Annotated in this window: 18 protein-coding genes; 12 read left to right on the top strand and 6 right to left on the bottom strand. The window is 72.9% G+C overall.

Annotated elements, in window-relative coordinates:
- Positions 1-4: 4 nt before the first annotated feature.
- Together ACRWK8_RS14045 and ACRWK8_RS14040 are read right to left on the bottom strand one after the other, a co-directional pair.
- Entirely contained in the window at positions 5-1,264 is a 1,260-nt protein-coding gene (locus tag ACRWK8_RS14045) for an AI-2E family transporter (protein WP_378745689.1), read from the bottom strand.
- A 307-nt stretch (positions 1,265-1,571) separates the two neighbouring features.
- Positions 1,572-1,781 (bottom strand): hypothetical protein, encoded by a 210-nt coding sequence (locus ACRWK8_RS14040; RefSeq protein ID WP_378745681.1) that lies wholly within the window; start codon positions 1,779-1,781, stop codon positions 1,572-1,574.
- A 139-nt stretch (positions 1,782-1,920) separates the two neighbouring features.
- Between ACRWK8_RS14040 and ACRWK8_RS14035 the strand changes: the two genes are divergently transcribed.
- The 3 genes from ACRWK8_RS14035 to ACRWK8_RS14025 all read left to right on the top strand — a co-directional run bounded on the left by ACRWK8_RS14035 (position 1,921) and on the right by ACRWK8_RS14025 (position 5,291).
- Positions 1,921-2,391, top strand: coding sequence for a GNAT family N-acetyltransferase (locus tag ACRWK8_RS14035; protein WP_378745669.1), 471 nt, complete (start codon positions 1,921-1,923; stop codon positions 2,389-2,391).
- A 244-nt stretch (positions 2,392-2,635) separates the two neighbouring features.
- Positions 2,636-4,798 (top strand): fibronectin type III domain-containing protein, encoded by a 2,163-nt coding sequence (locus ACRWK8_RS14030; protein WP_431870698.1) that lies wholly within the window; start codon positions 2,636-2,638, stop codon positions 4,796-4,798.
- A gap of 34 nt (positions 4,799-4,832) precedes the next feature.
- On the top strand, positions 4,833-5,291 hold the full coding sequence (locus ACRWK8_RS14025; protein WP_431870696.1) for a hypothetical protein: 459 nt from the start codon (positions 4,833-4,835) through the stop codon (positions 5,289-5,291).
- A gap of 178 nt (positions 5,292-5,469) precedes the next feature.
- On the opposite strand, the gene eccCa is transcribed toward ACRWK8_RS14025, so the two are convergent.
- On the bottom strand, positions 5,470-9,414 hold the full coding sequence (gene eccCa / locus ACRWK8_RS14020; RefSeq protein WP_431870910.1) for a type VII secretion protein EccCa: 3,945 nt from the start codon (positions 9,412-9,414) through the stop codon (positions 5,470-5,472).
- Positions 9,415-9,694: 280 nt separating this feature from the next.
- On the opposite strand from eccCa, the gene eccD reads away from it, so the two are divergent.
- The 8 genes from eccD to ACRWK8_RS13980 all read left to right on the top strand — a co-directional run bounded on the left by eccD (position 9,695) and on the right by ACRWK8_RS13980 (position 18,865).
- Complete coding sequence (eccD, locus tag ACRWK8_RS14015; protein WP_431870694.1) at positions 9,695-11,041, top strand: type VII secretion integral membrane protein EccD; 1,347 nt, start codon at positions 9,695-9,697, stop codon at positions 11,039-11,041.
- Positions 11,042-11,319: 278 nt separating this feature from the next.
- Positions 11,320-11,652: a hypothetical protein gene (locus ACRWK8_RS14010; protein WP_431870692.1), complete on the top strand. Its 333-nt coding sequence runs from the start codon at positions 11,320-11,322 to the stop codon at positions 11,650-11,652.
- Positions 11,653-11,702: 50 nt separating this feature from the next.
- The gene (locus ACRWK8_RS14005; protein WP_431870690.1) at positions 11,703-11,999 is read left to right on the top strand and encodes a WXG100 family type VII secretion target; all 297 of its coding nucleotides are present in this window, start codon (positions 11,703-11,705) and stop codon (positions 11,997-11,999) included.
- Positions 11,996-12,418: an ABC transporter permease gene (locus ACRWK8_RS14000; protein WP_431870688.1), complete on the top strand. Its 423-nt coding sequence runs from the start codon at positions 11,996-11,998 to the stop codon at positions 12,416-12,418. Before ACRWK8_RS14005 ends, ACRWK8_RS14000 begins: the two co-directional genes overlap by 4 nt.
- Before the next feature lie 30 nt (positions 12,419-12,448).
- Positions 12,449-13,453, top strand: coding sequence for an AAA family ATPase (locus ACRWK8_RS13995; protein WP_431870686.1), 1,005 nt, complete (start codon positions 12,449-12,451; stop codon positions 13,451-13,453).
- Positions 13,453-14,577, top strand: coding sequence for a DUF58 domain-containing protein (locus ACRWK8_RS13990; RefSeq protein WP_431870684.1), 1,125 nt, complete (start codon positions 13,453-13,455; stop codon positions 14,575-14,577). Before ACRWK8_RS13995 ends, ACRWK8_RS13990 begins: the two co-directional genes overlap by 1 nt.
- A complete protein-coding gene (locus ACRWK8_RS13985) occupies positions 14,565-16,829 on the top strand; it encodes a transglutaminase TgpA family protein (RefSeq protein ID WP_431870682.1) in 2,265 nt (754 codons plus the stop codon). Before ACRWK8_RS13990 ends, ACRWK8_RS13985 begins: the two co-directional genes overlap by 13 nt.
- Positions 16,826-18,865 carry a protein kinase domain-containing protein gene (locus ACRWK8_RS13980; RefSeq protein WP_431870680.1) on the top strand — a complete coding sequence of 680 codons (2,040 nt, stop codon included), beginning with the start codon at positions 16,826-16,828 and terminating at the stop codon, positions 18,863-18,865. Before ACRWK8_RS13985 ends, ACRWK8_RS13980 begins: the two co-directional genes overlap by 4 nt.
- 25 nt (positions 18,866-18,890) lie before the next feature.
- On the opposite strand, the gene ACRWK8_RS13975 is transcribed toward ACRWK8_RS13980, so the two are convergent.
- Together ACRWK8_RS13975 and ACRWK8_RS13970 are read right to left on the bottom strand one after the other, a co-directional pair.
- A complete protein-coding gene (locus tag ACRWK8_RS13975; protein ID WP_378745654.1) occupies positions 18,891-19,523 on the bottom strand; it encodes an MBL fold metallo-hydrolase in 633 nt (210 codons plus the stop codon).
- A complete protein-coding gene (locus ACRWK8_RS13970; RefSeq protein ID WP_431870678.1) occupies positions 19,520-20,605 on the bottom strand; it encodes an S-(hydroxymethyl)mycothiol dehydrogenase in 1,086 nt (361 codons plus the stop codon). The genes ACRWK8_RS13975 and ACRWK8_RS13970 overlap by 4 nt, the downstream gene beginning before the upstream one ends.
- 264 nt (positions 20,606-20,869) lie before the next feature.
- Here ACRWK8_RS13970 and ACRWK8_RS13965 point away from each other — a divergent pair, with 264 nt between their 5' ends.
- Positions 20,870-21,931: a medium chain dehydrogenase/reductase family protein gene (locus tag ACRWK8_RS13965; protein ID WP_431870676.1), complete on the top strand. Its 1,062-nt coding sequence runs from the start codon at positions 20,870-20,872 to the stop codon at positions 21,929-21,931.
- Positions 21,932-21,938: 7 nt separating this feature from the next.
- Here the strand turns inward: ACRWK8_RS13965 and ACRWK8_RS13960 are convergent, their stop codons facing one another.
- Complete coding sequence (locus tag ACRWK8_RS13960) at positions 21,939-22,760, bottom strand: alpha/beta fold hydrolase (protein WP_431870674.1); 822 nt, start codon at positions 22,758-22,760, stop codon at positions 21,939-21,941.
- Between the last annotated feature and the right edge of the window lie 163 nt (positions 22,761-22,923).

Here is a 22,923-nt window from a genome sequence, read left to right as displayed (position 1 = left end):
GGTGTCAGGAGGTGGACCCGGCTTCCCCGGAACCGTCGTGCGCGGGCTCCGCCTCCGCCACGGAGGGCTCGGGGGAGGCCGCCCGGTTGCGCAGCAGCGCCGCGAGGACCGCCGCGATCGGGGTGGCCAGGAACAGGCCCGCGATCCCGCCGAGGATGCCGCCGACCGTGACCACGATCAGGACCACGGCGGAGGGCAGCTCCAACGCGCGGCCGTAGATGCGCGGCGCGAACACGTTGCTCTCCAACTGCTGCACGAGGATCACCGCGCCGAGCACGATCAGCGCCACCACCCAGTTCTCCGTCACCAGGGCCACGAGGACCGCCAGCAGCCCGCTCAGGAACGCGCCGATGATCGGCAGGAACGCACCCACGAAGGTGAGCACGATCAGCGGGATGGCCAGGCTCGTGTCGATGAGCAGGAGCAGCGCGATACCGATGCCGATCGCGTCGATCACGCCCACCAGCGCCACCCCGCGCACGTAGTTGCCCATCACGTCGTAGGAGACCCGGGCCGAGTGGCGCAGGACCGGGCGGGACCTGACCGGCAGCAGGCTGGCGATCCAGTCCATCAGCTTGTCACCCGAGTGCACGAAGTAGATGGTCAGGACGATGACCAGCACGATCCCCAGAACGACCCGCGTCACGGCGGTGGTCGCCGTCCACGCGCCGCTCAGGACCTGGTTGCTGTTCTCGGTGATCAGCGACTGGACCTGCACCCAGGCGTTGTCGATCGCCTCCGTGAGCAGCGCCGGGTCCAGGCCGAAGGGCAGGGCCATGTTCTGGAGTTGGACGACGGCGCTGTTGACGCTGGCCACGAGGTCGTCGAAGCTCGCGATGGCGGGGGTCACGATCAGGGTGACCACACCGCTGTAGACCGCGACCGCGATCAGCATGGTGATCGTCGTGGACGCCCCCCGGCCGAACCCCCGCCGTCTGACCGGGTTGGGACGGCGCAGCCAGTTCGCCAGGGGCATCAGCAGCGCCGTGAGGAACACCGCGATGATCAGCGGGAGCGTGACCACGGACAGGCGGGTGAGGGCGTAGATCAGCAGACCCGCCACCACACCGATCACCAGGACGCGCCAGGAGGCGTCGGCGGCCACCCGCAGGAGGTCGCCGGCGCGCCTGCCGTCGTCCGGGTCCTGGGGGCCGGAATCCGCGTCCTCGGCCTCGAACCGCTCCCGTTCCCGCTCGATACGGGCCCTGCGAGTGGCGTTCCACTTGTTCACGAGGGCCCCGACGCCCGGCCACTGGGCTTGCACATGCGCTCCGTTCTCCGGTCGGCGCGGACCGTCGTCACGCGCCACGAACCGCGTCGACCAGCCCTCCGGAACCAGCCATGAGTGCGATGTGACGCGGGGTGACACCGAGTCTGGCCTCCGCACGCGTCACGGGCGGGGAGGCGCGTACCGGATCACCGGATGGGCGTGTCGCCCGGAGTGCCCCACTCACCCGCACCGGGAGTACGTGGGGACGTCGGCCGCCGCCGTTCAGCTCAGGGACACCCCCGGCCGGGTCCGGAACGGCCGCCTGCCACTCCGGACCGGGCCCGTGACGGTGGGTTCCGGGTCACTCGGAGGGTTCGGGCAGCTCCGGGCACTCGATGATCGGGTTGACGCCGACGTAGTTCAGGGGGCCGACGAAGATGGTGACCGCGACACTGCCCAGGGAGGAACAGGACGCCTCCGAGGTGCTGAAGTAGCCGCGTTGCACGGCCGCCGTCACTCCGATGGCGAGCCAGACGAGAACGAGTACCGCGAGGGTCGAGCTGATGCGCACTGCTGCCTCCAAGGGGGGTGGGGCCAACGGCTCCCTCACGGACCTACCCGCACCAGGTGCCCCTCCACCCCACCCGGGCCCCGATTCCGCGAGGAAAACCCGTGGCGGCGCCGTCTCCCGCTCAGTAGGCTTCGCGTCCATGACAGACACATCCCCCACCACCACGCGCCTGGTGGAGATCACCGACGACAACCTCGACGCCGCCACGGGGATCAAGGTGAGCGAGGCGCAGGAGCGGTTCGTCGCCCCGGTCCTGTACTCCCTGGCCCAGGCGTACACGAACCGCGACACCGCCTGGCCCCGACTGCTCATGGACGGAGACGAGGCGGTCGGCTTCGTCATGGCGAGCTTCGCCCCCGAGGACGAGGACCCCGACTGCCGTGCCGACCTCTGGCGCCTCAACGTCGGGGAGAAGCAGCAGGGCCAGGGGTACGGCCGCGTGGCGGTGGAGGGTGTGTTCGACGAGGCACGGCGGCGCGGCTTCTCCCGGGTCACGGTCTCCTGGGTGCCGGGAGAGGGGAGCCCGGAGGGCTTCTACCTGCGTCTGGGCTTCCGTCCGACCGGACGGGTGGAGGACGGGGAGATCGTCGCCGCAATCGAGCTCGACTGACCCCGGCTCCGGAGCCCCGAGTGAGGCGGGATTTCCCCGGGGACAACAGAACCAGACACGGGTGTCGGCGCATCCGAAGAAGCATGGCCCGGACCGTGCCCGGGTGCGTTGACGCCCTCCCCCTTGTCTGATTTCGTTCAGATGCCCGAGTCCCCAAGCCCCCCACATCCAGCGACCCCTGGTCCCACCTCCCCTCCCGCCGGAGGCCGGACACGTCCGCGGTAGCCGAAGGAGTACGTGGATAGTGAGCCGCAAGACGGCGCCCACCGACGCCACCCCCCAGGAGCGGGGACGATCCCGGCGCCTGCTCGGCACCCTTGCCGAACGCACCCGAGCCGGGTCCTCCGGACTGGTGCTCAGCCTCATGGCCACCGCGCTGGTGAGCACCGCCTTCGGAGTCGGCGCCCTGGGCCGGTCCGACGACATGTCCGACGGCGCCGCCTGGCTGTGGAACGCCGTCACCAAGGAAGCGGTCCACGTCAACGGCGGCAACGCCGAGATCGACCTGGTGGCCTCCCTGCCCGAGGCGGGTGACGGCCCCGTCGAGGTCGAGCAGAACGACGACCACCTCCTGCTCACCGACCCCCGGACCGGCAAGGTCACCTCCGTCGACCTCAACGACCTCGGGTTCTCCGGCAGACTCGAACTGGGCTCCGGAGACTACGGTGTGGTGCTCGGACGTGAGAGCGCCGTGGTCATCGACCGCGCGGGCGGCGAGATCAAGGCCGTCGACCCCGCCACCCTCCAGGCCACCGGACCCGCCCTCACCCTGGAGGGGCCGCTGGTCGGAGGCGCCTTCGACGACTCCGACACCCTGTGGGTGGGCGCGCCCACCCAGGGCCACGCTGTCGGGGTCCAGGTGTCCGAGGGCGAGGCGACCGTCACACAGACCGTCGCGGTCTCCTCCCCAGGCGCCGACATCGGCGTCACCGTCTTCGACGACGGTGCGCTCGCCGTCGACCGGGGCGGAGATCAGGTCGTGGCGATGCGCGAGGGTGACGACCCCGTGATGGTCACCATGCCCGCGCCGATGGCGGACTCCGCCATGCCCGCGCGCACGCGCGGCGAGATGGCCGCCGTCACCAAGACCGAGGACGACGAGATCGTCACCCTGCTGCACCCCTACGGCGCGGCCGAGACCACCCTCTTCCCGGTGGGTAGACCCGGCAGCGGCCTGGCCGTCCCGTTCGCCGGACGCGTCTACGTCCCCTTCGACGACGAGGGCGTCGTCCGCTCCTACGCCCCGAACGGGCGCGAACTGGACACCGTCACCCTGCCCGGCGCCGAGGGGGCCCTGGAACTCCAGGTCCGCGAGGGCAGCCTGTTCGTCAACGCCCCGGAGACCGGGGTGGCCGCCGTGGTGGACGACACCGGCCAGGCCACCCTGGTGGACACCGACGAGGCCCCGCCGGGCCCCGGGGAGGTCCGGGGCGACACTCCCGCCCCCGACCCCGTGGCGCCCGCGCCACCCGCTCCGCCCACCACCCCCGCGACCGAGGAGGGCACCGGTGGCCCCGGGGAGGCGGCCAGTCCCGAGGGCGGGGGCACACCGGAGAACGAGGCCACCAGCGAACCCTCCACCGGTCCGCCCGGTGCGCCCACCCCCGTCACGGCCGAGGCCGGGGACGCCAGTGTCGAACTGAGCTGGCCCGGGGCCTACTCGCCGGACGCCCCCGTGGAGTCCTACGACATCACCTGGGAGGGCGGCCAGACCACCGTCGAGGGCTCGGAGCTGCACACCGTCGTCACCGGCCTGGAGAACGGCACGGCCTACCGGTTCCGGGTGAGCGCCACCAACGCGCACGGCACCGGGCCAGCGGCACAGTCGCCGCAGGTCACGCCGGGCGGGGAGCCCCCGGGGTCGCCGGGGGACGTCTCCGCCGAGGTGACCGGCAACGAGACCGTGACCGTGTCCTGGACCGGCGCGGAGAACGCCGTGGACTACCTGGTGTCCGCGGCGGCCGAGGGCGGAGCCGCCGCCCCGAGCAACCGCACCACTGGGGAGACCTCGCTGGAGTTCGCCGGTCTGGAGCCGGGAGCCACCTACACGTTCACGGTCACCTCACGGGGCGAGGGCGGGGTCACGGGAGAGGCCGCCACCAGCCCGTCGGTGACCATGCCGGAGATCCAGGTGGGAACCCCGGGCGAGGTCGCGCACAGTGTCTCGGGCACCACGGTGACCGTCACCTGGACGGCGGCGGAGAACGCCGAGGGATACCGGATCACCCCGCACGGCGACGGTGTGGAGATCGGCTCGGAGACCTCGGTGGAGGGCGGGGCCACCTCGCACACCTTCACCCGAGCCGGTCAGCGGTGCTTCTCGTTCACGGTCGCCGCCCTCGGGTCGGGGACCACGGAGGGCGGCTCCGCCCGGAGCACCCCCGCGTGTCTGGCCCCGTTCCAGTGACCGACAGCGACCAGCCCAGGAAGGGACCGAAGCGATGACCGCGAGGACGAGTCCGCGGAGGTGGACGGTGTGGTCCGCCGCCTGCGCGCTGGGTGTGACCGGCCTGCTCCTCAGCGGAGCCACCGCCGCGCAGAGCCAGACCCCCCAGGAGGCGTGCAGCGACGCCCACCCCAACGTCGGGGAGGCCCCTCGTTACACCCGGAACGTGGAGGGCGGTTGGCCGAAGACGATCCCGGGGAGCCCGGGGGGACAGGTCCACCTCTTCTACGAGCGCACGTTCGGATACAACTGCGCCGTGGTGGTCTCCAACGGCGGCGACACCTACCTGGACGTCGGTATCCGCACCGAGGACGGCACTCCGCAGACGACGATCGTGCGGTCCGGACGGGCCACGCAACCGGTCCTGATCGAAGCGCAGGGGGTGTGCGTCCAGGTCACGGCGGCCGCCGGAGAGCGCTCGATGATCTCGGAGTACGCGAACTGCGGCTCCTGACCGCCAGACGTCCCGGCCGGGCCCGGCACGAGTCGGCACGACGGCGTCGTGCGCTCGGCCCCGGCCGGAGGGGCGCCGACGGCGGGGCGCGCCGCCCTGACGGCGTGCCCGTGGCCCGCGAACGGACCACGGGTCCAGCGGGGCCCGCCGGACCAGACGGGCCCCACGTTCCCGGACCTCACTCCACCGGTTCGGACCAGGCCACCTGTACCTGCTCCGGCGGGCGCCCACGGTGGGCCAGCAGGGCGCGGCCCTGGGGCAGACGACGGGAGACCACCCCGTTGGCCAGGCGCCCCTCCATCCGGTCCCCGGAGAACAGCACCCCGGGGGTGGCCATGTCCGTGAGGGTTTGCGAGACCGCGTCGAACATGGACCTGGACGCGCCGCCGGTCCGTCTGGCCGTCACCAGGTGCAGTCCCAGGTCGGCCCCCTGGGTGAGCAGGTCGGCCAGCGGGGTCAGGGGGTTGGTCCGTCCCGCCACCAAGTCGAGGTCGTCCACGAAGACGAATACCTCCAGCCCCTCCCACCAGCTGCGCTCACGGAGCTGCCTGGGTGTGACGTCCGGCCCCGGCAGACGCTTGCGTACCAGCCCGGCCAGCTCTCCGGCGACCCCCTCGGTCTGCTGCGGGCTGGTGCTGTAGGCCAGCAGGTAATCCTCGGGAACCAGCCCCAGGTGCGCGCGCCGGTAGTCGACCATCACCACGCCCACCTCACTGGCCGGGCGCGCGATCACCTGCCGGGCCAGGGCCCGGATCAGCGTGCTCTTGCCGGTCTGCGGGTCTCCGAAGACCATCAGGTGCGGGTCCTCGCGCGGACGGTACAGCGCCGGTCCCAGGTCGCTCTCGGCCATGCCCAGGACCAGGTCCGTCCCCACCCGCCCGGGCAGGAGCTCCTCCAAGGTGACCTTGGCAGGCAGTACCCGCACCCGGCGCACGGGGAGGTCGGGCCATCGGTCCGAGAGCCGGGCCACCGCGTCACGCACCCCGACCCCGAGATCCGTGTCGTCGGCGACCCCGTCCAGACGCGGTAGCGGCACCTGCACGAACGACTCGTCCGATCTCAGGCCCCGCCCAGGCAGGTCCTTGGGCAGGCGTTCGGCCACCTTGCGTCCCAGCTGGGAGTCGAAGGGGTCGGTCAGGCGCAGCTCGAAGCGCCCGCCGAACAGCGACTGCAACTTCGTACGGACCTGGTTGGACGCGGAACTGGTCAGCACCGTGTGCACGCCCAGGGAGGGCCCGCGCGAGACGATGTCGGTGAGGACGTCGTCCACGTCCGGGTAGGCCTCACGCAGCCCCGCCCAGCCGTCGATGAACAGGAACACGTCCCCGTGGGTACCGGCGGGGACGTTCCCCTCGGTCCGCGCCCGGCGCAGCGCGGCGGGCGAGTCCAACCGGCCCTGGCGGAAGACCCGCTCCCGCTGGTCCAGCTGGCCGCGCACCTCCGCGAGGATGCGCTGGGCGAGCTCCAGCTCGGAGCGGCCCGCCACACCGGCCACGTGCGGCAGCTCGGCGAACGGTCCGAGCGAGCCCCCGCCGAAGTCGATGGCGTACATCGCGACCCGGCCGGGCGGGTACCGCCAGGCCAGACTGGAGATCAGGGTTCTGATCAGGGTCGACTTCCCGGTCTGGGGGCCGCCCAGGACCACGATGTTGCTCTCCCCGCCGGTGAAGTCGAGGTCGGCGGAGCACTGGCGCTGCTCGCGGGGCAGGTCGGCCAGCCCGATGATCGCCCGGACCTCCTCGGGTGCGGGCTCGACCGGGGTCCCGTCCGGTCGCGTCCCGGTCTCGCCCAGGCGTTCCAGCAGCTGGTCGAGGGTGAGGACGTCGGGGAGCGGCGGGACCCACACTGGGCGGACGCGCTCTCGTCCGGAGCCCACGATCCGGTCCACCGCCACCTGGAGCGTGGTGGGTGCTTCCTCCACCGGAGCGTCCTCGTCTCTCGCCCCCCGCTCGGCGGGCCGCACCAGCGACGCCAGCCCGTTGAACGAGATCAGCGGGAGGACCTGGGGCACCTCACGCGCGTCCTGCCGGGTGGGCGGCGCGTACGGCTGCGAGACCATGGCCGCCTTGAAGCGCTCGAACACCGTGGTGTCGACCTTCAGATAGCCGGAACCGGGCTCGGGCGGCAGGTGGTAGGCGTCTCCGACACCGATCGCCTCACGGCTCTCCGCTTCGGAGAAGGTCCGCAGCCCGATCCGGTAGGACAGGTGCGACTCCAGCCCCTTGATTCGGCCCGAGTCCAGCCGTTGCGTGGCCAGCAGCAGGTGGACGCCGATGGACCGGCCGATCCTGCCGATGGCCACGAACAGCTCCGCGAAGTCCGGGTGCGCGGTGAGTAGCTCGGAGAACTCGTCGATGATCACCAGGAGGTGGGGGAGCGGCTCCAGCTCGGGGCGGCGGGCACGCGCCGCCTCGTAGGCGTGCAGGTTGGGCAGGTTGCCCGCGTCCTTGAGTACCTGCTGGCGCCGGTTCAGCTCACCGAACATCGCCTCGCGGAAGCGCTCCACCAGACCGTCGTCGTCGGCGAGGTTGGTGATGAGCCCGGCGCTGTGCGGGAGCCGGTCGGTGTCGGCGAAGGTCGCGCCGCCCTTGAAGTCCACCAGCAGCAGGGCGAGCTGGTCCGGCGGGTGGTTGATCACCAGGGAGGCCACCAGGGTGCGGAGCATCTCCGACTTGCCCGAACCGGTGGCGCCCACCACCAGCCCGTGGGGGCCCATACCGCCGAACGCCGACTCCTTGAGGTCCAGCAGGACGGTGTTGGCCTCGGGGCCCACCCCGATCGGCACCCGCAGGAAGTCCCCGGTGCCCCGGGGGCGCCAGGCGCGCTCGGTGTCCAGCCGGGCGACGTCGTGCACTCCCAGGATCTCGGGCAGGCCCACCGTGGCGTGCATGGAGTCCGAGCTGTCGCTGGCCGCCAGCCGCAGCGGGGCCAGGCCGCGGGCCAGCGTGGTGAGCAGTTCCGTGCCGACCCGGTCGAACGTGCCCGCCAGGGGCGGGTCGTCCTCCGGTTCGGGGCCCTGACCGGGCCGCGCCGATCTCGGCTCGCGGTCCTCCCGCAGGGACCCGTCGGCCGATACGTACAGCCGGGTGTCCACGTGTCCGGGCTCCTCCCGGCGGTCACCGACCAGGAAGACCAGGTGGACGCCGATGTCGGCCAGCGAGGTGACCGGCGGCTCGGCGGCCAGACCGGACAGGGTCGCCTGGAACTCGCCGTCCACCAGCACCACCAGCCGCTGTGTGCCCGGTCCGGGAGGCGCTCCCCGGCGGCGCTGCATGTCGATGGTGCGCTGCTCGATCTCGGCCGTCAGCAGCTCGGTCATCTCCACGGTGCTGGCCGCCACCAGCCGCGCGGGCAGCGGACCGTCCCGGAACCCGTCGAACGCGTTGTGGGGCAGCCACTTGGTCCAGTCCCACTCGGCCGTCAGCCGCTGGTGCCGCACCACACCCAGCCGCACGTCCTCGGCGGCGGAGAAGGTCACCAGCTGGGCCGCCAGCGCCCGGGCCACCTCCCGGCCCGCCGCCCGGTCACCGACCACCGACACCACCCCGCACTCACGCAGGCGCAGGACGAGTGGCTGCTCGGACACGTCCGAGTACAGGTCGACGATCTGCTCGGCGATGCCCTGGCAGACCGGGTCGTAGACGATCAGCGGGTTGGTGCGGTCGATGTTCAGGTGGAGACGTCGGGCCAGCGGCCGCGACCCCTCGCCGATCCTCAGGTCAAGGAAGTCGGGATCCGCGGGCCGACGCTCCCAGCGCCGCGCGGTGAGCCGGGCGGTCTCCTCCAGCAGGTACGGCTCCGGATGCCGGAACAGCGACGCGGCGCGTTGCAGCCCCGCCACCTCCCGCACCGTCTCGCGCAGGTGGTCCAGGTAGTCCAGGTACCGTTCGCGCTGTTCCCGGATGCGCTTGCGCGGTCCGTTGCGCTGGGCGACGAACATGACGATGCCGACCGCGACGCTGGCCAGCATGATCATGGCCCCGGCCACCGCGAACAGCGGGCGGTTGCCCAGGGTGATGGTCATCATCAGCGAACCGGAGCCGGTGATGATCGGCATGATGATCATCGCGGAGGAACTGGCGGCCGGGGGGTTCTCCGGCAGCTGTGGCGGGGTCGCGATCACCAGGGGTGCCCTGCCGGGGTCGGGGACCGCGGTGCGCGCGGGTCGATGAACCAGTGTCGTTGTCACTGGCGCCTCTCCTGTCGCGTGCGCCCGGATCGCCCGGTACGCACTCTTGCTACCTTGATGATCCCGCGACCCGGCCGTGCCGGACAAGCGGTGACCACGGGCCTGTGGACAACCGGACCACTGACCGGTGTGATCCTCGCTCGGGTCCATCGGTTCGCGCTCGCCCGGACGGTCGTGCGCCCTCCACAACTGACGACGAACACGGGGAGCCCCAGTGAGCGGATACTGCCGGGTCACGGTGACCGGACCGGATCGGTGGGCCGACCTCCTCCTGCCCGGCGGCGTGTCGGTGGCGGCGCTGATGCCGCAGGTCGTGCGCGTGTGCTCCCCGTCCGACGACGGGCTCCAGTCCGCCCGCTGGAACCTGGTCGCGGTGGACGGCACCCCGATCCCCTCCGCCGGTTCCCTGACCGACGCCGGAGTCCGCGACGGGGACGTCCTGCTCTTGGACCGGGTCACCGGCCCGGACCGCCCGTCCTTCGTGGACGACGTGCGAGGCACGGTCGAGGACCGCGTCGACGAGCGCGCCTGGTTGTGGAAGCCCTCCACCACGTTCGGGTTCGGCCTGGCCCTGGCCGCGCTGGGCCCGCTGGCGCTCATGGTGGCCATGGTCCTGGTCCGCACGTCCGCCCTCGACCTCGCCGTGTCGGTACTGGGGCTCCTGACCGCGCTCGGAGTCCTGTGGCTCGCGGGGAGCAGGTCCCTCACCGGGGTGGCCCACGCCGCGCAGGTCGCCGCCTGCGGCTGGGGCGCCCTGACCACCGTGCTCGCCGTCCTGGGGGTGGGCGCCGTCGCGCCCGCGCCCATCGTGCTGGTGCTGTTCGCCTGTTTCGGGGCACTGGCCGCGTCGGTCGGCGGCTGGGCGCTGGCCCACTTCCTGCTGCCCCACCTGGCCGGGCTCGCCGTGGTCACGGCGGCCATGGTGCTGCTCGTCGGCTTCGGCCTGTTCACGGACGGACCCATGGCGGTACGCCTCCTCGCCGTCCTGCTGGCCCTGGGCATCGGCGCCGTGCCGAGGATGGCCCTGGCCCTGGGCGGACTGTCCGGCCTGGACTACGAGGTGCGCCAGGTGGGCCGCACCGACAACGAGCGTTTCGAGGAGAGCCTGGCCAACAGCGACCGCATGCTCACGGGCACCATCCTGGGGGTCTCGGCCACCGTGACGATATCCGTCGGCCTGCTGGCGTTCACCGGCGACGCGCGCCGCGACCTGGTCCTGGCCGCCCTGGTCTCGCTCGCCCTGCTGATGCGGTCCCGCCTGTTCGACCGCGTCTCCCACGTGCTGCCGGTTCGTCTGACCGGTGCGCTGGGCCTGGCCGTGACCGGGGTGGCGGCCGCCGACGCCCATCCCTGGCTGTCGGAAGCGCTTCCGGCCCTGGCACTGGTGCTGTGCGTGGCCGTGGCGGCCCTGAGCGCGATCCGCCTGACCGACGTGCCCCGGGCCTCGCTGCGCCGCGTCCTCAACGGGGTGGAGATCGCTGTCGTCGCCGGTATGTGCGTGGCCGCCGTCTGGGCCCTGGGTGTGTACGAGGTGGTCTCCACCATCCGGATCGGCGGCTGAATCGGCCCCCGGGTTCGCTCCGCAGGGGAACCGGTGACCTGTGGGACGCGCGCCGGAGCCGTTTGGATCCGTCCGGATCGGAAGATGTCCTGCTTCGGCCAATCGGCGGCCCCGGTGCCCCCAACGCGTTGACAGCGCACCCCGTCTTCACTACTTTCCGGTTCGAGTCGTCATCTGTGGCCGCTAACAGAGCTCCCCCGAACTCACAGACCGAACGCGCCCCTGAGGCCGGCGTCGAGTGCTGGCCAAGGGGAGAACGAGGGGAGAGGACGGGACACATGAGCAACAACGAGGTCGGGACCCAGAACAACGCCATGGCGCGGGGCGGAAACCGCCTTGACGAGCAGAGCCGTGGCCTCAGTGACCGCATGCAGTCCCTGATCGACGTCCTGGAACAGGACGGTCGGGCCCTCCAGGGCAACGCACTTCGGGCCTACCGCGAAGGGCAGGCCCAGATGGTGGCTGGATTCGAGACCCTGATCCAGTGGTGCAGTGACAACGGCGTCAAGCTCAATCTCGGCCAGGAGAAGATCAACGCGGCCGACGCCGACAGCGAAGAGGACTTCGCCAAGGCCCAGAGCGAACTCAACTACCTGAGTCGGAAGATCTGAACGGGCGCTCCGGTCCGAAAACGAGAACGATCGCGGGGGAGTGGTAGGTCATGGCCGTGCACGAGCACGACGTCGGTGGGGACATCGACGCGCTTGATCAGTTGAGTCTCGACCAGCGGCAGTACCTGGCCTATTTCAGGGCCATCATGCAGGAGCTCGACAACCAGACCAGGGACACTCTCGACAGGTTCAAGGGTGGTGACGACGAACTCAGGTCCAGTGCCGCCGATTTCCAGCAGGCCTTCCAGATGACCAACGATGGCTTCTCCAAGATCATCAACGCCGTCGAGAACACGAGGGACAGCTACGCGGACACGAGGAGCTACCTCAGAACGCTGTTCGAGTGAGCCACCCCCACGGGGCACAGGGTGGTGCGGGGGCCCCACCACAACAACAGTGGCCCCCGGCCCCGGGCCCGGGGAGCCCCGAACCGCCTGGCCCCACCCCGCTCCCCGAAGCGTTCCAGACCACGCCGCACACCGAGCGCTACGTCCTCCAGGCCGACGCCCTGCGGCGTCAGCAGCTGCGTGCCGCCCTCCTGTACGGTTCCAGCCGCTACTGGCGCCAGCGCCACCACGTGTGGCCCTCGGTCGTCGTCGGTCTGATCGCCGCCGCCGTGCTGGCCGCCGGCATCGTGGTCTGGGGCGCCTTCCAGACACAGCGCGAGATCAACGAGGAACGCCGGCAGGAGACCCAGACCCAGGAACCGACCACCCCGCTCGTCCCCCAGGAGCGGAACCCGGCGAGTCCGGGCCAGACGCCCTGACCCGGCTTTGGTAACCCGAAGGACACCCCCGTGACCCTGCACGCTCCCTCCGTGCCGCTCTCGACGGACGAGGCGGCGGTCCATACGGACGCCTTCGACGCGATGGCCTCCTCCGTCGAGTCGGCGCTCCTGGGCAAGACCGAGGTGGTGCGGCTCGCCCTGGTCGCCCTGCTCTCCCAGGGACACCTCCTGTTGGAGGACGTCCCCGGAACCGGCAAGACGACCCTGGCGCGCGCCATCGCCTCCACCGTGGACGGAATCTGGCGGAGGGTGCAGTTCACCCCCGACCTCCTACCCTCCGACGTGAGCGGCGTGACCGTCTTCAACCAGGCCACGCGCGAGTTCGAGTTCCACCCCGGACCGGTCTTCGCCAACGTCGTCATCGCCGACGAGATCAACCGGGCCTCGCCCAAGACCCAGTCGGCGCTGCTGGAGGTCATGGAGGAAGGCGCTGTCACGGTGGACGGGGTCCGCCACACGGTCCCCGCCCCCTTCCTGGTGGTCGCCACCCAGAACCCTGTGGAGATGTCGGGCACCTATCGGCTCCCCGAGGCCCAGCTGGACCGGTTCCTGATGCGCCTGACCGTGGGCTACGCGGACCCGGCCGCCGAGCTGGCCATCATCCGGGGGGACCGCCTCGTCTCCCCGGAGGCGCTGCCACCGTCCACCGACGCCACCCGGATGGAGCAGGTCCGGCAGGCGGCCCGCCGCGTGTACGTCGACGACGCCGTGTACGAGTACGTGCTGCGGGTGGCCCGCGCCACCCGCGACCACCCGGCGCTCAGCGTGGGACTGTCCACCCGCGCGACCGTCGCCATGGCCCACACGGCGCGCACGCTCGCCCTGGTCTCCGGGCGCCCCTACGCCACCCCGGAGGACGTCAAGACCCTCGCCCAGCCGGTGTGGGCGCACCGCCTGGTGCTCTCCCCGGAGGCCTCCGTCGGCGGCCGTACCGGCGTGGACGTGCTCGCGGAGATCCTGTCGGCCACCCCGGCCCCCCAACCGGGACACCCAGGGGCGACGGCGACTCGCTGATGCCGACCACGAGGGGATGGCTGGTGGCCGTCACGGGGGCGCTGCTGCTCACCGCGGGCACCCTGTCCCAGTACCAGGAACTCGCCCTGCTCGGCGCGCTGGCGGTACTCGCGGTGGCCGCGTCCGCCGTGTTCGTGGGCGGTCCCGCCGACGTGATCATGACCCGCTCCCTGCCCGGCGGCACCCGCACCACCCCCGGACACTCGGTGCGGGTGCACATGAGCGCGCGCAACACCGGGCGCCGGGGCCTGCGGATCAGCGAACGCGTGGTGGGCCCCGACGGCGAACACGACGTGCCCCTGGCCCCGCTGCCCGGTGGCGGCACGGGAGGATCGGACTACTGGCTGCAACCGCTGCGGCGCGGACTCATCGAACTCGGCCCCCTGCGCGCGGGCCGCTCCGACCCCCTGGGCCTGGCCAGGAGCGGCCGTGAGCACGGCGCCACCGACCGTGTGTGGGTCCACCCGCCCTGGCAGTACCTGCGGGCCATCCCCGTGGGCAACGTGGCCGACCCGGACGGCGAGGTTGACGGCGCCAGGGCCGGAACGCTCACCTTCCACACACTGCGGGACTACGCGCCCGGCGACGACCTGCGCCACGTCCACTGGCGCAGCTCCGCCCGCCTGGACCGCCTGGTGGTACGCGAGTACGTGGACACCTCCCAGACCCGCGTGTGCGTGATCGTCGACGACCGCGACACCGCCTCCGCGCACCTGGACGACGCCGCCGGCGCGGCCGCCTCACTGCTCGCCACCGGGGTGCGGGCCGCGCTCCACTGCGAACTGCGGCTCGTCAGCGGACGCGGCAGGGACAGCGGCGGCGGTTTGCCGTCCCTGCTCGACCTGCTGGCCGAGGCGGCGCCCACCGCCGGACCCGGCCTGGCCGACGCCCTCCACCTCGCCCGCACCCAGAGCCAGGGAGACACCGCCATCCTGGTCAGCGGGGCTCTGGACGCCACCGACCTGCGCCTGTTCGGCCAGCTCGCCGACCGCTACTCCGGACTCATCGCCGTGGTCGTCGGCCAGCAGGAGCCGCCCACGGCGCCCGACTCCGTCACGCTCATCGCCGCGGGGGACGCCGCGTCGTTCGCGGACCGCTGGAACGAGGCACCATGGCCACGATGACGGCGCCCGCCCCCGAACGGTCCGAGCCCGCCCGCCCGGCGGGGCCCGGCCCCAGCGCGCTTCCGGCCCGCGCGGGGCTGGTCCTGTCCACGGCGGCGGGCGGGGTCGTGGTGTCGGCCTCCTACGCGTCGACCGGCACCCTCCTCGCGGTCCTCGCCGCCTGCTCCGTGGTGTCCGTCGCGGTCGCGCTGCTCCTGCGCTCCCGGTACGACGCACTGCGGGCAGTGCTCACCGGTGTCCCGCTGCCGCTCGTCTGCGTGGTGGCCGCCTCCGCGTGGGTGCCGGGCCAGGGGGACGGTGTACTGCTCGGCGCGGGTGAGGCCCTGCTCCACTCCGGGGCGCGCATCCTCACCAGCACGGCGCCCACACCGCTCACCGTCGACACTCTCGCCCTGCCGCTCCTGGCGACCTGGCTCACGGGCACCGCCACGGCGCTGGCCTGGCGCGCCGAACGCCGCGCGTTGGCGCTGCTCCCCGGCCTCGTGCTGCTCGTGGGAGCCGTCGTCCTCAACGGCCCGGTCGCCCCGCCCGGTTTCACCGCGATCGGCCTGCTCGGTGTGGCCGCCGTCCTCGTCATGTCCGGGCGCGCGGCCACGGGGGCCCCGAGCACCACCGGGTCCCCGTCGCTGGGCATCCAGGTGGACCATCGCCCCTCGGGGCCCTCCCCGGTCCGAGACGCGGTCGTCACCGGACTCATCTGCGTCATCACCGCGACCCTGGCCGTGCTCGGCGGCCCGGCGCTGCTCGCTGGCTGGACCACCGAACCGGGTGATCCCCGGGCCGTGCTGACCCCGCCGATGGACCCGCAGCAGGCCCTCAACCCGCTCAGCCACCTGCCCGCGTGGGCGGCCGAACCAGAGGAGCACCTGCTCACCGTGGAGTCCGACCGGCCCCTGGAACTGCGCTGGGTCGCCCTCGCCGACTTCACCGGCACCACCTGGCTGCCCGAGAGCGGGTACCGCAACGCGGACCAGGTCCTGCCCGCGCCGGTCCCGCCGCCCCCCGGGGCCGACGGCGACGTCACCGCCCGGATCAGCGTGAGCGAGGATCTCCCGGGCAGTTGGGCGCCGGTCGTGGGGGCGCCCCGCCGGGTGGGCCTGGACTCCCTCGGCTACGACGCGCTCACCGGCACCGTCGTCACCAGGGACGGCGCCGTGGCCGGACGAGACTACGAGGTGGTCGGCACGGTCGCCGACTGGTCCGGAGTCGACCTGTCTCGGTCGGCCCCGCCGGTGGGGGACGTGTACGAGCTCTACCGGGAGCTCCCGCCGGGCGCGCCGCCCATCCTCGACGAGGTCGTCGCCGCCATCGCCGCCGAGGGCGACTACCACCACCGGGCCAGGGCCATCGCGGACTACCTGCGCGACTCCCACACCTTCGACCCCGAGACCCCCGGCGGACACGGATACGCACAGGTCGACGCGCTCCTGGCCGCACCCGGGGGCCAGGGCGGCTCGGGCACCTCGGAACAGTTCGCCAGCGCCTTCGCCCTGCTCGCGCGCGCCGCCGGTCTGCCCAGCCGGGTGGCCGTGGGGTTCGCCCCCGGAACCGAGCGGGGCGAGGGAGAGTACGAGGTCCGCACCGGCGACGCCCACGCCTGGGGCGAGGTGTATTTCGACGGAGTGGGCTGGGTGCCCTACCACGTCACCCCCGGAGGGCAGGACGACGGCGGTGCCGACGACAGCCCGGAGAACGAGGACGCCCCTGAGGAACCCGAGGCCGGGGACCTCGACGCCACCTCCGAACCCGAGGACGAGGGGCGGCCCTCGGACGACCGGGAGGGAACCGGCGCGGGTCTCTGGGCGGCTGCCGCCGCCGGGGGACTGCTCGCCGTGATCCTCCTGGTCCCCGCCGCGCGCCTCGCTCGCAGGGCCCGACGCCTGGGTGCGGGAACCCCCGCCGAGCGTGTTCTGGGGGCCTGGCGCGAACTGCGCGACGCCCTCCGGATGGGCGCCGCCGACGTGAACGCGGGCGCCACCGTCACCGAGACCGTGGCGGTCGCCCGCGCGCTCGTGCCCGCTGCCGCTCCGGAGAGCCTGGACCGCGTGGCCCGGGCCGTCAACAGCACCGGGTTCGGCGGCGGGATCGACGTCGACGCCCCAGCGGCCGACGCGGTCGCCCGAGCGGTACGCGACCACCAACGCGCCGTGCGCAGGGCACGCCCCCGGTTCAGGAGGTTGACCTGGTGGTTCGACCCCCGACCCCTGTTCTGGCGGAACGGTCCGGTCCGCCAACCGAGAGGACGCCGATGAGCGGCGAGAAACAACGAGACCGACTCGCCCCGGGGTTCCACTCCCCGGAGGTCCTGCACCGGGGGACGGCCTCGACCGTCTACCGGGCCCGGCGCGACGGGGACGACACCCCGGTCGCGCTCAAGGTCATGCGCGACGACGCGGGCGCCGCCGAGGTGGACCGGATGGTCGAGCTCGCCGGTGTCCCGGGCCTGGTCCACGTCGTCGGCGGCGGCCGCACCTCGTCCGGCCGTTCCTTCGTCGCCATGGAGCTGCACCCGGGGGACTACGCGTCCGCGCTGGAGGATGGGGGACCGCTGCCGCTCGGGGAGGTCCTGGCCGTGGGCCGGGCCGTCGCCGGGGCGCTCGACGCCCTGCACGGTCGCGGTCTGCTCCACCACCGGATCGAACCCGGCAACATCCTGCGCGCCCCGGAGGGTGCCGTCCTCGCGGACATGGGCGGCGTGACCCCCGTGGAAGGACGGCCCGCACCGGTGGGCCTGGACCCGCTGGCGGTCGCGTACGCCTCGCCGGAGGCGCTGAGCGGCCAGCACCCGTTGACCCCCGCGTCCGACGTCTATCGGCTCGCGACGGTGCTCTGGGCACTCCTGGCCGGGTATCCGCCCTTCGCGCGGGGACCCGGCGCGATCGGGGACCCGTTCACCTACCGGGAACGGGCCCTCTCCGAGAACCCGCCCCGGCTGCCCCGCGCCGACCTGCCCGTCCGGCTGCGTGCGGTCCTCGACCGGGCGCTGTCCAGGGAACCCGGCCGTCGCCAGGACGCCGCCGAGTTCGCCCGCGACCTCGCCCCGGGCGAGGCCCCTGCGGGCGCGCTGGAGCCCGTTCCCGGCGCCAACGACGCCTGGGGGGTCCCCGGCGCGGCGCCCGGGCTCGACGGGCGGGCCGTGGACGCCTGGCGTGCCCCCGACGCCGCCCGGGACCCTGTGGGGTCTGGGTCTTCTGGACCCGGGGTGACTCCGGATGCGGCGAATCCTTGGGGAGTGCCCGGCGCGGTTCCTGGGCCCGGTCAGGGTGCAGGGCCGCGGTTCGCTCCCGGAGGCGGTGTGTCTGACCAGCGGGTCTCGGGAGCCGCGCATCGTCGGGAATCCGGACCGGGTCGTGCCGGAGCCTCCCCTGAGCCCGTTCGGGAGCCCGCGAACCCGCGTGCGCCTGGGCCGGGTCAGGGCATCGAAGGGGAGCGATCCATCCCTGGAGACGGAGGTTCGGGTTCACGGACCCCCGAGCAGGGGAGTTCGGAGACGGCGGCTGCCCCCGGTACGAACGGCTGGGGAGCGCTCGGTGGCGCGGAGGCCTCCGCCGAGCCCGGGGTCTCCGACGCCGGAGGGGTTCCGGGGGCCGCCGAGCCGCAGGGCGCGGGGGAGAGCGGGGGTAACGCACCGGCTTCGGCGGCGGGCATCCTGGCCGACCACCCCGAGACCGCCTGGGCCGCCTTGCCTGGGTGGGCGGGGACCGCCACCCCCGAACGACCGGCGACCGATCCGGGGCCGCCGGATCAGGCGCCGACGCCTCCCGAACCTCCCCAGCCTCCCGAGGGACGACCCCAGGGGCCGAGCACCCGGCGGCCGCTGTTCATCGGTGTCACCGTCGTGGCCATCGCCTTCGTCGCCATCACCCTCGGCGCGGTGGCGATCCTGCGCCCCGGGGCCGGTAGCGATCTCCTGGGGCAGCTCCGCCCGGAGACGGTGGCCTCGCCCGAACCGCAGGTGGAGAAGGCGGGACCTTCCGACGAACCGGTACCCACGGCGGGACTGGTCGAGGACTCCGCGCCCGGAGACGTCACCCTGGAGGACGCGGGGCACACGGTGACGGTGAGCTGGACGGACCACACCGACCCCGCCGCCGCCCACCAGGTGATCGGCGGCCCCGAGGGGGAGACCCCGGGCAACCTCGCCGACGCGGAGCCGGGCTCCGCGTCGGCGAGGGTCAGCGGACTCGAACCGGGCCGGGAGTACTGCTTCGTCGTCATCGCCGTGCTCAGCGTCGACGAGATCGCTCCGTCGGAACAGGTGTGCACGGAGCGGGGCACCGCCTCCTGACGTGGTGCCCCGCCCCCCGAGCCGCTCAGTGGCCCCGGTCCAGCCACTCCTGGAGGTGTGGCGCCTCCGCGCCGATGGTCGTGGAGTCACCGTGCCCGGTGTTGACGACCGTTTCCTCGGGCAGCGCCAGGAGGCGGGTGCGGATCGAGTCCACGATGGTCGGGAAGTCCGAGTAGGACCTCCCTGTCGCCCCCGGGCCGCCCTGGAACAGGGTGTCGCCACTGAACAGGACGCTCAGTTCCGGGGCGTACAGGCACACCGCCCCCGGAGCGTGGCCCGGGGTGTGCAGCACGATGAGGTCGGCGCCCGCGACTCTGATGGAGTCGCCGTCGGCCAGGTCCCCGTCCGGGGCCCGGTCCGGGTGGGTCATGTCCCACAGCACCCGGTCGTCGGGGTGCAGCAGGATCGGCGCCCCGGTCGCGTCGGCCACCGCGGGGGCGGCGTTCACGTGGTCGTTGTGGCCGTGCGTGCACAGCACCGCCACGACCCGGCGCCCGCCCACCGCCTCGATGATCGCCTCGGCGTCGTGCGGGGCGTCGACGACCACGACCTCCTCGTCGTCACCCACCAGCCAGACGTTGTTGTCCACCTCCCAGGAACCGCCGTCCAGGGTGAAGACCCCGGACGTGGTCAGGTGTTCCACTCGCGCTTCACTCACAGTCGCACCACCGATCGCAGTACCTCGCCGCGCTCCATGCGGGCGAACGCCTCCTCGACGTCACCGAGCCCGATCTCCTCGGTGACGAATCCGTCCAGGTCCAGCCTGCCCTGTGTGTACAGGTCGACGAGCATCGGGAAGTCCCGCGAGGGCAGGCAGTCCCCGTACCAGCTGGACTTCAGGGCCCCGCCCCGGCCGAACACGTCCAGCAGGGGCAGGTCCAGACGCATGTCCGGGGTGGGCACGCCCACCAGCACCACGGTGCCCGCCAGGTCGCGGGCGTAGAAGGCCTGTTCGTAGGTCTGGGGGACCCCCACCGCGTCGATGACCACGTCGGCGCCGAAGCCGTCGGTCAGCGCGCGGATCGCCTCGACCGTGTCGGCCTCCCGGGCGTTCACGGTGTGCGTGGCGCCGAACCCCCGGGCCCACTCCAGCTTGCGGTCCTCCAGGTCCACGGCGATGATCCGACCGGCACCGGCCAGACGGGCTCCGGCGACGGCGGCGCTGCCGACCCCTCCGCAGCCGATCACCGCGACGGAGTCGCCCCGGGAGACCCCTCCGGTGTTGATGGCGGCGCCGATCCCGGCCATGATCCCGCACCCGAGCAGTCCGGCGGCGGCGGGCGAGGCGGCCGGATCGACCTTGGTGCACTGTCCCGCCGCGACCAGCGTCTTCTCGGCGAACGCTCCGATGCCCAGGGCGGGGGAGAGTTCCGTGCCGTCCTCCAGGGTCATTTTCTGGTCGGCGTTGTGGGTGTCGAAACAGTACTGGGGCCGTCCGCGCCGACAGGCGCGACAGGCGCCGCACACCGCCCGCCAGTTGAGGATCACGTAGTCGCCCGGTTCGAGGTGGGTGACGTCCGCGCCGACGGACTCGACCACGCCCGCTGCCTCGTGACCGAGCAGGAAGGGGTACTCGTCGTTGATCCCGCCCTCGCGGTAGTGCAGGTCCGTGTGGCAGACCCCGCACGCCTGGACCCGGACCACGGCCTCGCCGGGGCCGGGGTCCGGGACGACGATGGTGGTGAGTTCCACGGGTGCGCCCTTCGCACGCGAGATCACACCCTGCACCTGTTGGGACATGAGAAGACTCCCTGCACTTCGTGGCCGTCAGTACCGGTGGGCACCGTCAGGGGTCACCCTGCCGCACCGCCCGGACACGTGTCCATCATCCGGGCGCGGCTTTGGGGGTTGACAGTCCGCGATTGTGAGTGTGTACTCACATACATTAAGCGTAGGGATGCTTAGACGTCCTCTGGGCGGCGCTCAACTGGGCTGTTTCTCGGGGATAATGCATCTCTGTGGCCGTGGATGTGAGTGAGTGCTCACAAATCTGAGGAGTCTGTCATGCGTCAGTACGAACCGAGCGGGTCCACCGCCCAGGACATCACCGAGGTCCTGCTCCCCGGGCCCGTCGCCCCCGAGGGGCTGGTGGTCCGCCGCCGTAGCCTCGATCCGCCGGGGCCCGGCCGGGTCACGCTCCGGATGGAGGCCACCGGGGTCTCCTTCGCGGAACAGCAGATGCGCCGGGACAAGTACTTCGACCAGCCGCCCTACCCGTTCGTGCCCGGCTACGACCTCGTCGGCACCGTCACTCGGGTCGGCCCCGGGGCGGACCCCGCCATGGTGGGCCACCGCTACGCCGCCCTCACCAAGGTGGGCGCCTGGAGCAGCCACGTGGACCTGCCCGCCGCCGCCCTCGTCCCCGTCCCCGAGGGGATCGATCCCGGGGCGGCCGAGGCCCTGGTGGTCAACGGGGTGACCGCCCACCGCATGCTCCACCGGCTCGCCCGGGTCCGGCCGGGCGACACGGTGCTGGTCCACGGCGCCAACGGCGGGATCGGCTCACTGCTGGTCCAGCTGGCCCGCCACGTCGGGGCCACGGTCATCGGCACGGCCTCGGCCCGCAACGCCGAGGCCGTCCGCGCGCTCGGCGCCCTCCCCCTCGACTACCGGGCACCGGACCTCCCCGGCCGGGTCCGCGCCCTGGCCCCGGGCGGCGTGAACGCGGTCTTCGACCACGTCGGAGGCGCCGGACTGACCGACTCCTTCCGTCTCCTCGCCCGCGGGGGGACCCTGGTCTCCTACGGCACCGCCGCCACCCGGGACGTGGACGGCGACGCGATGCTCCCCGTCCTGCTGCTGTTCGCCCGGCTCCTGTGGTGGAACGCGCTGCCCAACGGGCGCGGCGCGCACTTCTTCAACCTCTGGAGCGGTCACCGCAGGGCGACGGACTTCCGCCGGAGGTTCGCGCGCGACCTCGGAGAGGTCCTCTCCCTGCACGCCGAGGGGGTCCTCATCCCGCCCGTGGCCGCCCGGGTGCCTCTCTCCGAGGCGGCCTCGGCACTGGCGCTCGCGGAGTCGGGCACGGTGGTCGGCAAGGTCCTCCTGGTCCCCGACCACCCCTGACGGGCGCTCACCCCTGGAGGAAGGGCACCAGAGCGGCGGTCAGCTGGGCGGGGGCGTCCAGCTGGACGAGGTGCCCGGCGCCCTCGATCGGGTGGGTGGCCAGGCCGGGGATCAGCGCCGCCAGGGCCCGGGTGCGCTCCGGTGGAATCCAGGCGTCCTGCTCGCCCCAGGCCAGCAGCACCGGGAGATCGATCCCCGGATACAGGTCCTGGACCTCGTCGGTGTACGCCTGGTCGGCCTGCTGGATCTGGCGGTAGAACGCCGCCTGACCCTCCGCACCGGTCCACGGCTCCACCAGTCGGTCCAGGACCGGGGGCAGCAGTCCCGGTGCGCTGGCCGAACGCACGTACTCGGCCACCAGGGCCCGGTGCAGTGCCGGAGGCAGCCGCTCGAACACCTCGGCGTGCTCGCCCACCAACCGGAAGAACGGCGAACCCCACGGCGCCATCGCCACGGGGGAGACCAGGGCCAGCCGCGCGTAGGAGGCCCCGTGCAGGAGGTGCGCCCGCAGCGCCACCGCGCCGCCGAAGTCGTGCGCCACCACGCTCGGGGACTCCAGGCCCCAGTGCGCGAGGAGTTCGGTGAACACCCGCCCCTGGGCGGCCAGGGACACGTCCTGGCCCGCCCTCATCTCGGACGTCCCGTACCCCGGCATGTCCCAGAAGTACACGCGGTGGCGGGGGGCCAGCGCGGCGGCCACGTCCCGCCACACGTAGGACGAGAAGGGCGTTCCGTGCAGCAGGACCACCGGATCCCCCGCACCGACGGCGCCCCAGCGCACCGTGCCCGCGCTCGACGCGTACGTCTCCGTCGTCGCCTGGTCGCCCATGCTCGTCCCTCCGTCTTGGTCCCGTGGCCCCGGCCGAAGCCGCGGCGATCCTATCCGGAGGGTCGGACGGTCCGGAGCGGACGAGCTCGGGGAAAGCGGGAGGGGGGGGGGGGGGGGGGGGGGGGGGGGGGGGGGGGGGGGGGGGGGGGGGGGGGGGGGGGGG

The organism is Nocardiopsis eucommiae (assembly GCF_965344335.1).
Taxonomy (GTDB): domain Bacteria; phylum Actinomycetota; class Actinomycetes; order Streptosporangiales; family Streptosporangiaceae; genus Nocardiopsis; species Nocardiopsis eucommiae.
Note: the sequence above shows the minus strand (reverse complement) of the source record. Positions and strands in the feature narration are given on the sequence as shown.

Excerpts from the sequence above, each read along its gene's own strand:
- ACRWK8_RS14035 (WP_378745669.1), top strand. The coding sequence starts at position 1,921 with ATGACAGACACATCCCCCACCACCACGCGCCTGGTGGAGATCACCGAC.
- ACRWK8_RS13990 (WP_431870684.1), top strand. The coding sequence starts at position 13,453 with ATGCCGACCACGAGGGGATGGCTGGTGGCCGTCACGGGGGCGCTGCTG.
- ACRWK8_RS13965 (WP_431870676.1), top strand. The coding sequence starts at position 20,870 with ATGCGTCAGTACGAACCGAGCGGGTCCACCGCCCAGGACATCACCGAG.
- ACRWK8_RS13980 (WP_431870680.1), top strand. The coding sequence starts at position 16,826 with ATGAGCGGCGAGAAACAACGAGACCGACTCGCCCCGGGGTTCCACTCC.
- ACRWK8_RS14010 (WP_431870692.1), top strand. The coding sequence starts at position 11,320 with ATGAGCAACAACGAGGTCGGGACCCAGAACAACGCCATGGCGCGGGGC.
- ACRWK8_RS14025 (WP_431870696.1), top strand. The coding sequence starts at position 4,833 with ATGACCGCGAGGACGAGTCCGCGGAGGTGGACGGTGTGGTCCGCCGCC.
- ACRWK8_RS13985 (WP_431870682.1), top strand. The coding sequence starts at position 14,565 with ATGGCCACGATGACGGCGCCCGCCCCCGAACGGTCCGAGCCCGCCCGC.
- ACRWK8_RS13960 (WP_431870674.1), bottom strand. The coding sequence starts at position 22,760 with ATGGGCGACCAGGCGACGACGGAGACGTACGCGTCGAGCGCGGGCACG.
- ACRWK8_RS13970 (WP_431870678.1), bottom strand. The coding sequence starts at position 20,605 with ATGTCCCAACAGGTGCAGGGTGTGATCTCGCGTGCGAAGGGCGCACCC.
- ACRWK8_RS14005 (WP_431870690.1), top strand. The coding sequence starts at position 11,703 with ATGGCCGTGCACGAGCACGACGTCGGTGGGGACATCGACGCGCTTGAT.